The sequence below is a fragment of the Bradyrhizobium sp. USDA 4486 genome (genome assembly GCF_054057995.1).
In genome coordinates, this window is record NZ_JBSRZV010000001.1 from 1,608,743 (window position 1) to 1,621,381 (window position 12,639).

The 12,639-nt window shown below is 63.8% G+C and carries 13 protein-coding genes and 1 pseudogene; 7 read left to right on the forward strand and 7 right to left on the reverse strand.

Going from position 1 to position 12,639, the window contains the following annotated elements:
- Positions 1–40: 40 nt before the first annotated feature.
- The 6 genes and pseudogenes from ACVWY3_RS07875 to ACVWY3_RS07900 all read right to left on the reverse strand — a co-directional run.
- A pseudogene (locus ACVWY3_RS07875) lies at positions 41–1,879 on the reverse strand (alkaline phosphatase family protein); the annotation flags it as partial.
- A gap of 625 nt (positions 1,880–2,504) precedes the next feature.
- A complete protein-coding gene (locus tag ACVWY3_RS07880) occupies positions 2,505–3,593 on the reverse strand; it encodes an IS4 family transposase (protein WP_456837940.1) in 1,089 nt (362 codons plus the stop codon).
- Between the two features lie 586 nt (positions 3,594–4,179).
- Entirely contained in the window at positions 4,180–4,494 is a 315-nt protein-coding gene (locus ACVWY3_RS07885; protein WP_456837941.1) for a response regulator transcription factor, read from the reverse strand.
- A gap of 51 nt (positions 4,495–4,545) precedes the next feature.
- Positions 4,546–5,769 carry an ABC transporter permease gene (locus ACVWY3_RS07890; RefSeq protein ID WP_456837942.1) on the reverse strand — a complete coding sequence of 408 codons (1,224 nt, stop codon included), beginning with the start codon at positions 5,767–5,769 and terminating at the stop codon, positions 4,546–4,548.
- Positions 5,766–6,491 (reverse strand): ABC transporter ATP-binding protein, encoded by a 726-nt coding sequence (locus ACVWY3_RS07895; RefSeq protein ID WP_456837943.1) that lies wholly within the window; start codon positions 6,489–6,491, stop codon positions 5,766–5,768. The genes ACVWY3_RS07890 and ACVWY3_RS07895 overlap by 4 nt, the downstream gene beginning before the upstream one ends.
- Positions 6,488–7,732, reverse strand: a complete 1,245-nt coding sequence (locus ACVWY3_RS07900) for an efflux RND transporter periplasmic adaptor subunit (protein WP_456837944.1) — start codon at positions 7,730–7,732, stop codon at positions 6,488–6,490. The genes ACVWY3_RS07895 and ACVWY3_RS07900 overlap by 4 nt, the downstream gene beginning before the upstream one ends.
- Positions 7,733–8,504: 772 nt before the next feature.
- Between ACVWY3_RS07900 and ACVWY3_RS07905 the strand changes: the two genes are divergently transcribed.
- The 6 genes from ACVWY3_RS07905 to ACVWY3_RS07930 all read left to right on the forward strand — a co-directional run bounded on the left by ACVWY3_RS07905 (position 8,505) and on the right by ACVWY3_RS07930 (position 11,498).
- Positions 8,505–9,137 carry a response regulator transcription factor gene (locus ACVWY3_RS07905; RefSeq protein WP_456837945.1) on the forward strand — a complete coding sequence of 211 codons (633 nt, stop codon included), beginning with the start codon at positions 8,505–8,507 and terminating at the stop codon, positions 9,135–9,137.
- Between the two features lie 182 nt (positions 9,138–9,319).
- A complete protein-coding gene (locus ACVWY3_RS07910; RefSeq protein WP_456837946.1) occupies positions 9,320–9,712 on the forward strand; it encodes a curlin subunit CsgB in 393 nt (130 codons plus the stop codon).
- Positions 9,713–9,854: 142 nt separating this feature from the next.
- The gene (locus ACVWY3_RS07915; RefSeq protein WP_456837947.1) at positions 9,855–10,244 is read left to right on the forward strand and encodes a curlin; all 390 of its coding nucleotides are present in this window, start codon (positions 9,855–9,857) and stop codon (positions 10,242–10,244) included.
- 46 nt (positions 10,245–10,290) lie between these two features.
- Entirely contained in the window at positions 10,291–10,701 is a 411-nt protein-coding gene (locus tag ACVWY3_RS07920) for a curlin (protein WP_456837948.1), read from the forward strand.
- A gap of 162 nt (positions 10,702–10,863) precedes the next feature.
- Positions 10,864–11,205, forward strand: a complete 342-nt coding sequence (locus tag ACVWY3_RS07925) for a curlin (protein WP_456837949.1) — start codon at positions 10,864–10,866, stop codon at positions 11,203–11,205.
- Positions 11,206–11,216: 11 nt separating this feature from the next.
- The gene (locus ACVWY3_RS07930; RefSeq protein WP_456837950.1) at positions 11,217–11,498 is read left to right on the forward strand and encodes a hypothetical protein; all 282 of its coding nucleotides are present in this window, start codon (positions 11,217–11,219) and stop codon (positions 11,496–11,498) included.
- Between the two features lie 55 nt (positions 11,499–11,553).
- Here ACVWY3_RS07930 and ACVWY3_RS07935 read toward each other — a convergent pair whose 3' ends face one another.
- The gene (locus tag ACVWY3_RS07935; protein WP_456837951.1) at positions 11,554–11,829 is read right to left on the reverse strand and encodes a hypothetical protein; all 276 of its coding nucleotides are present in this window, start codon (positions 11,827–11,829) and stop codon (positions 11,554–11,556) included.
- 283 nt (positions 11,830–12,112) lie between these two features.
- Between ACVWY3_RS07935 and ACVWY3_RS07940 the strand changes: the two genes are divergently transcribed.
- The gene (locus tag ACVWY3_RS07940; protein WP_456837952.1) at positions 12,113–12,568 is read left to right on the forward strand and encodes a hypothetical protein; all 456 of its coding nucleotides are present in this window, start codon (positions 12,113–12,115) and stop codon (positions 12,566–12,568) included.
- Positions 12,569–12,639 lie beyond the last annotated feature (71 nt).

The following is a 12,639-nucleotide window of genomic DNA, read 5'->3' on the forward strand; positions in this document are numbered from 1 at the left end:
GTGGTGTGGGAGGGGAGGAGTCGCGAGACTCCCCCCTATCCCGATTGCCTGGATCCGGCTCGAGGCCGAGCGTGCGGCCCGGGAAGCCTGCGGCGTCGAAATAACGCTGGCTGCCGACGCGCTGGACGTTGAGCACGGTCTCAAGACCGTTCTCGGACTTCTTCTTCGAGCGCTCAACGGTCTTATAGGCCTTCGGCACGACGCCGTTCGGCAGCGCCTCCGACATCACGCGGCCGACGAGGCCCCCGTTGCCCGAGCTGCGCAGACCGAGGAGCTGGGCCGCGGTCATGCCGACGTCGGCATTGCTGACCGGGATCTCGCTGACATAGGCGGTTTTGAAGTCCGGACCGATGGCGGCCATGAAGTTCATGGTGTCGCCGCGGCTGAAGCTGCCATGCATGCCCTGGCCCTGGCGCAGCACGGTGTCGGCGACCTGCACCGAGCAGTTGGTCGGCGCCTCGCCGCAATCGCTGGCATAGGAGCGGAAGTTGACGACGATCGCCGGCGTCGGCGTCGCCGACTTGCCGCGCAGGTTGATGCTCGACAGCGGCAGGGTGCCGGGGAAGCGGCCGAGGGAGTCGTCGACGAACAGGCCCGAGACGTAGTCCTGCTCGAGCAGCGCCTTGATCGTCTTCGCGGCGAGCTTCTTGTCCTTGCTGGGCAGATAGATCAGGTCCGAGCCGCCATTGGTGGCGATGACGAGGTCGGGCTTCTCCGGATTGGTCCCGAGCACGCCGTTGCCGGCCTTGGGATGCTTGTTGCCTTCTATCTTCGCATTCTTGTCGTTGGGGTCGAACAGCGGCAGGTCGAGCGCTTTCGCAAGGTCGATCGCAACGAAGCCCATCGGCAAGAAGTCCTTCGGCGTATCGTCATAGCTGAGCTTGGCCGAGGGGCTCGTCTTGCTCTCCTTGGAGATGGTCGAGAAGCCGTGGTCGGCCTGGATCATGATGTTGGTGTTGGCGGCGAGCCCTAGATCGTCCAGCGCCTTGCGGAGCTGGGCGAGGTTGTTGTCGGCGTTCTTGATGCTCGCCATCGTGCTCGGCCCGTTGATGCCCGGCATGATCTGGTTGAGGCTGTCGCCCTGATTGTGCTGGGTGCCGTCAGGGTCGCGCGACCAGAACACCAGGACGAACGGCTTGTTGCGCGCCTTGAACATCGGCAGCACGACCTTGGTGGCGACGTCGGCGAAATAGGCCTGCTGGGCGACGTTGGCGACCGTGGTGCCCGGCGTCTTGGCATCGCCGGCCTTGCCGTTGTCGCCACGGCTCGGGGTGGTGAGGGGCAGGTTCGCCTTGGTGAGCGCGTCCTTCATCTCGTCCGACAGCGGGACACCGTTCTTGCCGCCGGTGGAATCGTCGATGACGATCGAGTGCTGGCCCGGCTTCTCCGGATGGTCGGTGTGGTCGAACTGATAGGTCGGGCCGACCTTGCCGATCGCGGCGGTGCTGAGGCCCTTGTCGCGGGCCATCTTCAGGATGGTTTCCTCGTTGAGATAGTCGCCCTTGAAATGCTCGTCGATGTCGCCGAGCACGGCGTCGTTCTCGATGAAGGGGACGACCGTGTCGCCGGCTGGACCGGAGGTGTAGTTGGTCCAGATCGTGTTGGAGAACACGCCGGTATCGCCGAGATAATGGCCGGTCGACATCGCCGAGCCGTTGGCCATGGTGAAGGTCGGGAACAGCGAGTGCGGGTTCTTGAAGTTGACGCCCTTGTCGCGGACCTCGGCCATTGCCGGGGCCGTCTCGGGCGTCACCTTCAGCGCGCGCAGGCCGTCTGGAATGAACAGGATCAGGTTGTGGGGCGTGTTGTTCTGGGCGGAGGCAAATCCGGTGGACAGCACTGTCAGTCCGGCGGACAGCAACACCAGTGAACGGCGCATCGAAGTCTCCTAGCGGTGAGGCGGCATGGCCGCCGACCGCGGCCCCGCCTTCGTTTAGTTTTGCTGTATGACAGTTTTGTTACAAGGCCTTTTGCGGATGCAGGCGGGCTGGGGAGGGGGCCTCAACCTCACGGACAAGTCGTTGCGGGGGAAGATATCTTTCCCGTCATCCTGAGGTGCGAGGCTTGTGATGCAAACGCATCGCAAGCCGAGCCTCGAAGGATGAACGGCCGAGGTGCAGCCGGGCCGTCGCCCCTAGAGGCTCGCTCGCGCTGCTGCGCACCGCGGGCTCGCGCCTCAGGGTGACGGTCAGAAATTGGTGCTCGCCGCAGCACCGGCAGTTCGATCTCCAACGACAGACACACTTTCGCATCCTCGCGGCTGATCTCGCCCGAGCTTTGCCTCGTCACGCCACCCTCAATTGAGAAGAGGGCGCAGGGAAGACCGCATAGGCGTTAAGGTAGCGCAAGCATTGATTGATATTGACGTTTTCGGGGAGGCTCGCGCAGGTGCCGCCCAAGCGCTCGCTTACTGCGGCGCAAGCGGCGGATGGTTGGTTGTGGAATGATTGCTTGCAGCAAGGATGCAACGAGTTGTTGCAAGATACGCCAACCGCCAGGTGTCGTCAGGCGGCCTGCTTCCAGTGGGGAGAGTCCTCGAAGTCGCGGACAAGCGGCTCGAGCAGCAGGATAATCAAGAGGTGAGCCAGCAGGTAGGGCTTCGCCGAACGCTGATCAGTTCCAGGCGGTGTCTTGAGACCAATCAGGCTTTTCAGTCGCTTGAAGCCAAGTTCGATCCGCCATCGCAGTCGATAGAGTGCAAGCACATCCTTGGCGGAGAACTCGTCCCGTGCGAGCGACGTGACCAGAATGACCCAATCCGCGGCTTCCAGAGTCCCTTTGGAGATGATGCGGTTTTCGTCGCGTGCGTCTCGCCGAGCTTTACGACGCGAAGCCGCGGCCGCACCGGTGGGCTTCTTGACCGCAACCAGACGCATAGCCAGAGGCGCCCCGTCCTTGCGTTTGATCCAAATCCTCCGATCGATCAGTCCGCGTGCCTTTGCCGCACGCAATTGGGCCATCAGATCGAATGGAAGGCCTTGGGCATCAAGCCAGCGCGCGTTCTTCCAGCCTGCTCGGATCAGAACGTCGGCACCAGCCGCGCGGACAGCCGCGATGCGGTCAGGTTGCAGATAAGCGCGGTCAGCAATGCGGATCTCGTTCTTGACTACTGGTATCCGGTCAAACGTTTCGCCCTCTTGCTGATCCGTTAGCTCGAAGTGACCAAAGCGCTCACTTGGCAGATCAAATGCACTATGAAGCCGCCAAAGCTCACTGCTCCTGCGGGCAGTCGGCCCGGCCTGAGGTACTGTCGTCGCATCGACGATGCGGATCAGGCGGCCTCGGCTCGCCTTCGGCGCTGCCGCATCGAGCAAGCTCTCCACCAGCACTGCAAACCAATCGCCACATTGACGCAGGCGATAGAACAACGCCACGCTGCTGAGGTCCGCAAGGCCAACAGAAGCCGCCCACGCAGCTGTCGATCTCAATCCTCTTTCCCCTAAACAATAGGCCAGCATCAGCCGAAGCAACGCCACCGCGTCTGGAATTTGGCGCCGCCGCGCGAAAGCCTTCGTCTGGCGCGCGCTTATCTCAAGCTGCTCAGCCCCACCCAGCTGCGCAACCACCTCATTTAGAAGCGATTCGTCTGCCATGCCCCTTGGAATCACGTGTGATTCCAACACTCAAGAATAAACTTAACGCCTATGGGGAAGACCGGGTGCCGGCCGGGCACCCACGGTCCACTGTGCGAAAGGTGGCAACAAGAAGCTGCACAGCGGCATACAGGTGGAGCCGAGCAACCGGCCTTCCCTGCGCAGTGGTTGGAACGGCGTATGTCGTGCTCTCCCCGGGGAGCGATGCACTATTGCCCCCGTCGCCGTGCGGATGGCTCATGCGCGTGTCCGGTTGGACAGCACGCATCACCGCAAGACTTGGCGCACAGACCCCGGGCGCCAGGACCACACGATTTGGCCGTACGTGAACCACACCTGTCGTTGGCGCGAGGCTCTCGCTCACGGCTGCCCGCCCTGCGAAGCTTGTCGCGCCGATGTGGTCCGCGCCCACCGCCGCCCGGCCCACGTTCGTGACGATCGCGATACGCCCTCTTCCTTAGGCCGGGTTGCGCAATATCTAACAAAAATCCGAATTCGAATAAAGAGAATTATATTGTCGCCATGCCGTTGACCCGGATCTGGGTGTTTCGCCCCGACGTGGCGCAAGAAATTGCGGTCAGGACGGTCAATCCGGCGCGGTCGGCACCCGCGGTTGTGCGAGCACCTGCGCCGAGCCTGTCGCCGTCGCATAGTCGCCGTCTTTGGCGAGATCGCGGCGGAGCGATGGGGGTGCCGTATGCAGGGCGTAGATGATCGCGACCTGGGTCCGGTTCTGGAGGCGGTATTTTCGCATGATGTTGCCGATATGCGCCCGGACGGTGTTCTCGGAGATCTTGAGCTCGTAGGCGATGTTCTTGTTCTGCAGTCCCCGCGCGATCAGCATCATCAGCTCGCGCTCGCGCGGTGTCGGCACAATCAAATGCTTCGGATCCCGGCTCATGGCTTGCTCCTCCCTTGGCCTGTGAATGGATCTTGGCCCCCCAACATCTTCTCACTCCGTCTTGAGCGCCTCGATTGGGCTGAGCTTTGATGCCTTGTGGGCGGGGTAAAAACCAAAGACGAGACCGGTCGCGATCGAGAAGACGAGGGAGAGGCCGATCGCCTGGCCGTCGATCGAGGTGATCCACCCGGCCATGCGGGCGACCGTCATCGAGAGCGTGACCCCGCCGCCGACGCCGATGGCGCCGCCGAGCAGGCAGAGCACGAGCGCCTCGCAGAGGAACTGGAGACGGATGTCCCGCATCCGCCCGCCAAGGGCGCGGCGGATGCCGATCTCCCGGGTGCGCTCGGTGACCGACACGATCATGACGTTCATGATGCTGATGCCGCCGACGAGCAGCGAGACCGAGGCGATGGCGACGAGCAGGAGCGCGACGGTGCGGATCGCCCCCTGCTGCGCTTCCATCGCGGCGGCCGGATCCTGGACCTTGAAGTCGTCCTCCTGGCCGGCGGGGATCCGGTGGCGCTGCCGCAGCAGGCCTTCGATCTCCGATCGCGCTCCTGCCATCTGTCCGTCCGCAGCGACCTTGGCGATGATGTAGGCCACCGAATCCCTGTTGATGTTGCTCGCGCTGCCAAGGAAGCGCAGCTTGGCCGTGGTGAGCGGCACGAAAGCGACATCGTCCTGCGCGGGTCCCTTGCGATCGAGCACGCCGACCACTTCGAGCGGGACCTTCATGATCCTGACCTGCGCGCCGATGGGATCGTCGCCCGGCGCGAACAGCTCGCGCGCGACCGTGCTTCCGAGGATCACGACCTTGCCGGCGCCGGCCTCTTCAGCTCCGGAAAAATAGCGCCCGGTCGCAAGCTGCCAGTCGCGCACCATGAAGTGTCCGGTCGTGGTGCCGTTGATCGTCGTATTCCAGTTCTTGCCCTCGTGGATCACTTGCGCGGTTCCGGCAATCGAGCCGGCCGCGGCCTGGACTTCCGGAATCTGCTCGAGGATGGCCTGCACGTCGCTCTCGGTCATGGTCAGCTTGCTGCCGTCCTTGAGGCGCACGCCGCCCTGGTAGACCGCCCCGGGGGTGATCATCAGCACGTTGGCGCCGATCGACCGGATCTGCTCCTGAAGGCGGAGCTGCGCGCCCGACCCGATCGCAAACACGGTCACGATGGAGGCGACGCCGATCACGATGCCGAGCATGGTGAGGAAGCTGCGCAGCGGATTGAGGCGCAAGGCGTGAAGGGCGATCTGAAAGCCCTGGAGCATCGTCATGATGTGGCGCTCCGTTTCGGCAAGGTTGGAGCCATCATTTCGTCGGCGACGACCTCGCCGTCATGCAGGCGGATCGTTCGCCGGCACTGGGTCGCGATGCCGGGATCGTGCGTGATCATCACGATGGTCTGGCCGGTCCGGTTGAGCGCGGCGAACAGCGCCAGAATCTCGGCGCCGGTGCGGCTGTCGAGCGCGCCGGTCGGCTCGTCGGCGAGCACGATCAATGGAGAGGCGATCAGGGCGCGGGCGATCGCGACACGCTGCTGTTCGCCGCCCGAGAGCTGCCGGGGGAAGTGATGGGCCCGGTGCAGCATGCCGACAGCCTCCAGGCTTTGCTCGGCGCGCGCCAGGCGCTCCTTCCGGCCGACGCCGCAATAGATCAGCGGCAGCGCGACATTTTCGATCGCATTGTGGCGGGCGAGCAGATTGTAGGACTGGAACACGAAGCCGATGCTGCGGGCGCGCAAGGACGACCGGCGGTCTTCCGAGAGACCGGCGACGTTGGCGCCTTCGAGGAAGACCGCGCCTGCGCTCGGCAGATCGAGCAGCCCGATCATGTTCATCAGCGTCGACTTGCCGGAACCGGACGGTCCCATCACGGCGACGATCTCGCCTTGCGCGATATCGAAGCTGACATTGCGCACGGCAGCCACCGCGATGCCGTCGGTGCGATAGGTCCTGGAGACCGACTGGAGGCTGATGAGGGGCGGAGAGGCGGTCATGATCCGAACCTGATGCCGAAAAATTCCATGCCTGTCGGACGGATCGCCTGGCCGACGGCAACCTGGCTGCCCTCGACCAGGTCTCCGCTCTTGAGCGCGACCTGTTCGGTGCCGGCCGCCCCGACCGTCACGGCGACGCGCTGCAGCGAGCCGCTCGCGGTGCGTACCCATACTCCACTGTGCGCGGCGTCCGGCCGAGTGCCGGAGGGCTGGAAGCGTAGCGCGGCGAGCGGCACTTTCAGCACATCGTCATGCCGCTCGATCACGATCTTCACCAGCGCGGTCATTCCGGGCAACAGCGCGCCATCCAGGTTGGAGGTCGCCAGCACGACCGTGTAGGTGACGACGTGCTGCTGGTTCTGCGGCGCCTTGCGCACCTGCCGCACCACGGCCTCGAAGCGCCGGTCCGGGTAGGAATCCACCGTGAAATAGGCGTGCTGTCCGGAGGCAATGCGCCCGATATCGGCTTCGTCGACCTGGGCGTGAATCTCCATGTCCTCGAGACGGTGCGCGACCACGAAAGTGGTGCGCGATTCCAGCCCGACCGCGAGCGTCTGGCCCTCGTTGACGAACCTGCCGACGACGACGCCGTCGATCGGCGAACGGATCACGGTGCGGTCGAGATCGGCCTGCGCCGCGGCGAGAACGGCCGCCTTCTCGGGCACGGCCATGCGCATTTGCTGCAGTTCCGCCTCGATCCGGCGGACGTCGGCCTGGGCTCCATCCACCGAATAGGAGTTGAGGGACATCATCACCTCCGCCTCGCGCTCCTGGGCGAGGCGGGCGGTGAACTCGGTCTGCGCATCATCGACCGTCGTCGTCGCCACCACGTTTTGCGACTGCAGCGCCAGCTTCCGCTGCAAGGTCTTCTGCGCCGAGCTCTTGACCGCTTGCGCGCTCTCGAGCTTGGCGGCGAGCACGTCGCGGCTGCCCTTGGCGTTCTGCAGATCGATCCTGGCGCGATCGAGCTTGGCGCGCGCGACGTCGACCAGCGAGTTGGCGACCGCCAGCGAGGCCTTGGCCTCGTCCACCTTGGCCGCGAAGCTGCGTGGATCGATCAGGGCGAGCGGCTGATCCTTGACGACACTGTCGTTAAAATCGACGTAGACCCGCGCGAGCTGTCCGGACAGCTGAGATCCCACCTCGATCGTCTTGACCGGCTGCAGCGCGCCGGTGACGGTGACCGTCTGCTCGATGCTGCCGCGTTGGATCGAGGCGTAGCGGAACAGAGGCGCATCCACCCCGAAGGTCGGGGCCTCGCGCCCAACAGGCACGAGCAGGCGTTTTGGTCGATTCGTAGGCGCGGGCGGCTTTCTCGGCGGCACTGCCGGCTGCGCCGCTGATGGCGGCCGGCCCGGCGGCGGAGAGCGCGGCGAGGCCGCATGCAGTTCCGAACAAGGCAATAACTGGCACAAATCGCATATCAAAACCCGCCTGTTTGAAATGGTTGCGGGGGTATGGCGAGAAATCGCGCTATGGTTGTAAATCTTCCAAGCGATCCTGATCGTCTCGGCAGTATGTCGCCGATCCCGGGCTGACGGTCGGGCACGTTTCATCATCCAGAAGTAAAGCCTGAGGTTGCGACGTTTCGTGATTTGCTGGGATCATATACCGGGAGTATTCCATACGACGCGCGCGGTACCGAATTCGATAAGCTGACTGCACGTCGCGTCTGGTCTGCCGAAAGCGGCGACCAGCCGGCGTTGACGTCGGCACATGGATGGCGACACCATGACGCAGTTGGCGATACCGCGCTCGCGGCCGGATGGTGGCATCCGCGATACATGCCCCGCCGTGATGCCTGTGGCTGGCTCTATTCCCTGTAATCACGAAGTTCGAGATGTGAACGCCTTCACTCGCCTTGGGCGAGTATTGGCTCTAAGACATCCCGTCGGTGGACCGACGCTCTTCGCTCGATCCGCTGCAACTCATCCAAGCACCTTGTTTGCGGTCACAAAAGAATGGACGGTTCGTTACCTGGTCATCGGGCCCCAGGCTGGGGAGTTTGTTGTCATGAGTTCAGATCAAGCCACAGTTTATGTCGTTGACGACGAGATTCAGATTCGAACCGCGATTGGGAGTCTTTGCGAGGAGACCGGACACAAGGTGAGGTTGTTTGCGTCGACGGACGAGTTCCTTGCCGAGAGCATGTCCGAGGGACCGTCGTGCCTCGTGCTCGATGTGCGCTTCCCGGGCACTGCGCCGACCGGTCTCGAGCTTCAGCGCCGGCTCGCGGAGACTGGCGTGCCCATCCCGATCGTCTTCATCAGCGGTCATTCCGACGTCCGCGTCTCGGTCGAGGCCATGAAGCGCGGCGCGGTCGAGTTTCTTCCAAAACCCTTTCGCGAGCAGGAGATCCTCGACGCGATCCGGCATGGCATCGAGCGCGACCGCAGGCGGCTGGCGCGCGAAGACACCATGCGCGAGGCGCGTCAGCGCGTCGAGACGCTGACGGCGCGGGAGCGCGACATCATGCTGCTGATGGCCGAAGGGCTCGTCGCCAAGCAAATCGCGGCACGGCTCGGGGTGAGCGAAGTGACGGTGAAGGTTCATCGCGCCAGGATGATGCGAAAGCTGGAGCTGCGCTCTCCGATCGAGGTGGTGAGATTGATCGACAGCATCGGCCGCGAAGCGGAGGCGACGTGAGCTCTCGCGAGCTCCGAGCCTGCGGACGGCGAGATCCCGGATAACGTCTAGTCCGTACCGACTAGCATGAACTGCAGTCTGTCGCACGAAGCGCGATCGGTTCAGAGTCATCCCTACGATGTCGGCCTTCCTCAAGACCGCATCCAAACCCAGTCAGACAACTCGGCTAGAAAGGGATTTCCATGCGCAAATTGTTTTTTGCTTCCGTTGCCGTGCTCGCTCTGTCTTCCGCGGCGCAGGCTGCCAACACCGCAACTACGGTGCAAGTCGGGATCGTAAACGGCTCCAGCGTGAACCAGCAGGGCCACGTGAACGACTCCTCGACCACCGCCCAGTTCGGTTTCGTGAATACCGCGATCACCCTGCAGGGCACGACCACTCCGTCGCTCAACAATGCGAGCTCGGTGACTCAGGTTGGCGTCTTTGGCAACTCGGCCACCACTGGGCAGGTTGCCACGGGCAACAACACCAGCTCGATCAGCCAGTCCACGCTCTTCGGCCTCCCGCCGAACAACGCTGCCGCCGTTGGGCAGTTCGGCTTCGGCATCAACTCCAGCACCATTACGCAGCACTAAGCCAGCCCCGTATCGGCCCCGGGCGCGTCCACCGAGCGGCGCGTCCGGGTGATACTCGACAGACCATACTCGAAATCACCGCGATCAGGTTGCCTGAACGGGGCGGCGGGTCGGCGGCTGACATTTCGCGGAGGATTATGACATGCGCAAATTTTTCGTCACGACGGTCGTCATGCTGAGCGCGCTGAGTGCTGTCGATGCCCAAGCCGCCAACTCGATTAGCGTGTTGCAGTTCGGCACGACAAATCTCTCGTCCACAGTGCAGACCGGCCCGGTGAACAACACCGCGACGACGCTGCAATTCGGTGCGACCAACACCGCATCGAGCTTGCAGTTGGGATCGCTGGCTTCGGCCAATTCGGCGACGATAGGACAGGGCGGCACGACCCCCACCGCGACCAATAACGCCGCAGTCGGTCAGGTCGGCGGCGCCAACACGAGCTTGATCGGCCAGATTGGCCTGAACAACGCTGCCGGGGTGTCCCAGCTTGGCATTCTGAACGGCTCCACGATTTTGCAGCAGGCTCCTTAACCCGAGATCGTGTTTTGGCTCGGCACAGATAGTGTGGAGGCATATGATGAATAGGCATCTTCTGGTCGTTGCGACGGCGATCCTCCTCTCCTGTTTTGCCGCGAACGGCCCTGCGCGGGCGCAAAGCGCTGACATCAAGACGATCGTCTCGGTCAACGGGCCGCCGGTCGTCTTGAACCAGAGCAGTTCGACCAACCTGGCCGGCGTGTTCATGAGCGGCGGTAACACCAGCGCGACTGTCACCCAGAACGGCTCGAATAATGCTGTCGGCATCCTGCAATTCGGTGGGGCGACATCGGCTTCGGTCGGGCAGACCGGCATGACTAATTTCGCCTTCGTCGGCCAGACCGGTCAGTCGGCGACGAGCGTCGTGTCGCAACTCGGCAGCATGAATACGGGAGCGATCGCGCAGTTCGGCAGGATCAACTCGTCGATGGTTGTTCAACACAGCCCGTAGCACGCGAGCTCGCGGGAATCGACAACGAAGCGGAGACGCGTGATGCAATGGGGCAGGGCTGTGTTGAGGCACGTGTTGGCCGCGGCGGCGTTGCTTGTCGCCGTCGGCACGGCGACGCAGGCGCCGGCGGGATCCGTCCAGCGGAGCTTCACGAACCGGAACGTGAGCGTCGAAACGATCGTGCAGTTCGGCGACAATGTCGAGCCTGTCACGATCGAGGAGAACAGCCGCATCAACATCGCGCGGGTGATCCAGATCGGCGGGACCGGCACGGTGGACGCGACGATCATCCAGAACGGGGAGCGCAACTATGCCAACGTGATCCAGGTGGGCGGTACCACCAATGCGGCGGTCGGCCAGTCCGGCCTCAGCAACACTGCCGACATCACCCAGATCGGCAATTCCACCAATGCGCTCCTGCTCCAGATCGGCGACATGAACACGGGAGCGGTACGGCAGTTCGGACGTTTCAACTGGATGGCGATCTTCCAGTTCAGCCGATGAAGGAGTGTGACATGAGATTATTCCTGCTCGCATCCGGCATAGGGATCATGAGCGTGATCGCGGCGGCGCCGGCCGGGGCTGCCGACGGTCACACCACGGTGGTCCAGGACGAGAACGGCACCTCCGTGATCACGCAGAGCGGCGATCCGGCGCAGGCCGAGGTGAAGATCGAGAAGGAGCCCGGGCGTACCACGGTCTACCGCCGCAGCGGCGGAAACACGGCCATTGTCTCCCAGGGTACCGGCAACGCGCAGGACATGCTCGACTGGCTGCGCAAGCAGCGGGGCCGCTGACGCGCGAAGGCCCACCGTCCGCGAAGGAACGATGGGCCTTGGCCGTGAGCGCACACTACCAGCGATAGACGCCGGTCAGCGTGCCATTGTTGTTGCCGTCGGGGCCGACATCGCCCTGTGTCGAGCTCGGCGCCGGATGGTTGCTGCCGTTGAGCGCGCCGTATGGCCCGGTGACCCCAGGATAGTACGCGCGCGGCTGAACCGTCTCATAGGCGGGAGCGTCCCAGCCGGCGCGCGGTCCGTTCCAGCCATAGCCCTGGGCCGATGCGGCCGTGGTGCCCGCGATGAGCGATGCCGTGATCAGGCAGACGAGTTTTGACGTGTTCTGCATTGAGGATGCTCCTTTTCTTGTCGGGGCCAACGACAGCGATGGGGGAGCGTTCCGGACGTATTTTGAGGGTGCCGATCAACTCCGATCAACTGGTTATGAAGTGCCGCTCGTGGAACGAAGCGCCTGAAACGCGTGGGGAATTCGGGCGTTTGGCCGCACCCTGTTCCCCGTTCATTCCGCGCCTTAACCAACAATTAATTATACGTTTGCGGGCAGGTGACGGCCCGGCCTAGCGTGCGGCGGGGAGCCGCTTTTCGCGAAGCCAAACGAGTTGGTGCGTATCATGATGTCCAGATCATATGGGGCGTTATTCGCCTCGCTCAGCGCAGCCGCGCTGCTCCTTAGCCCCAGCGAGACTTTTGCACGACCCGGCGGCGCCGCGCCGCATGGCGTGGTGAGCGCTGCCGCGCGGCCGGCCGCGGTGGCGCGTCCGCCGATCGCACCCGGTGCCAGGTTCCGCGGCCGCAACACGCCCTGGGTCTACTGGCCGGGCGGCGGTGGCTTCTTCTACGACGGTGCGGGCTACAGCAGCCAGCCCTTTGCCGACCTCGGGCAGCCGGTCTCCACGGACGTGCGCTACACCTACACTTATGACGTTCCCTGGGACTGGACGCATCGCTTCCCGCCGAACGTCGTGCCGTCGGACCGGCCCTATGTGCCGAGCTGCCCGACCGAGCAGGTGACGGTGCCAGGCCGCGGCGGCAGCGAGCACACCGTCAACATCATGCGCTGCTACTGAGCATCTTGAGCATGATCTTTTCGGAAAACCGTTTCACACTTTGCGCTAACGCGGGCCTTCGGGTCCGGATC

Coding starts and splice junctions, on each gene's coding strand:
- ACVWY3_RS07910 (WP_456837946.1), top strand. CDS start 9,320: ATGCGCAAATTGTTTTTTGCTTCCGTTGCCGTGCTCGCTCTGTCTTCC.
- ACVWY3_RS07885 (WP_456837941.1), bottom strand. CDS start 4,494: ATGAGCCGGGATCCGAAGCATTTGATTGTGCCGACACCGCGCGAGCGC.
- ACVWY3_RS07935 (WP_456837951.1), bottom strand. CDS start 11,829: ATGCAGAACACGTCAAAACTCGTCTGCCTGATCACGGCATCGCTCATC.
- ACVWY3_RS07895 (WP_456837943.1), bottom strand. CDS start 6,491: ATGACCGCCTCTCCGCCCCTCATCAGCCTCCAGTCGGTCTCCAGGACC.
- ACVWY3_RS07880 (WP_456837940.1), bottom strand. CDS start 3,593: ATGGCAGACGAATCGCTTCTAAATGAGGTGGTTGCGCAGCTGGGTGGG.
- ACVWY3_RS07940 (WP_456837952.1), top strand. CDS start 12,113: ATGATGTCCAGATCATATGGGGCGTTATTCGCCTCGCTCAGCGCAGCC.
- ACVWY3_RS07905 (WP_456837945.1), top strand. CDS start 8,505: ATGAGTTCAGATCAAGCCACAGTTTATGTCGTTGACGACGAGATTCAG.
- ACVWY3_RS07930 (WP_456837950.1), top strand. CDS start 11,217: ATGAGATTATTCCTGCTCGCATCCGGCATAGGGATCATGAGCGTGATC.
- ACVWY3_RS07915 (WP_456837947.1), top strand. CDS start 9,855: ATGCGCAAATTTTTCGTCACGACGGTCGTCATGCTGAGCGCGCTGAGT.
- ACVWY3_RS07920 (WP_456837948.1), top strand. CDS start 10,291: ATGAATAGGCATCTTCTGGTCGTTGCGACGGCGATCCTCCTCTCCTGT.
- ACVWY3_RS07890 (WP_456837942.1), bottom strand. CDS start 5,769: ATGACGATGCTCCAGGGCTTTCAGATCGCCCTTCACGCCTTGCGCCTC.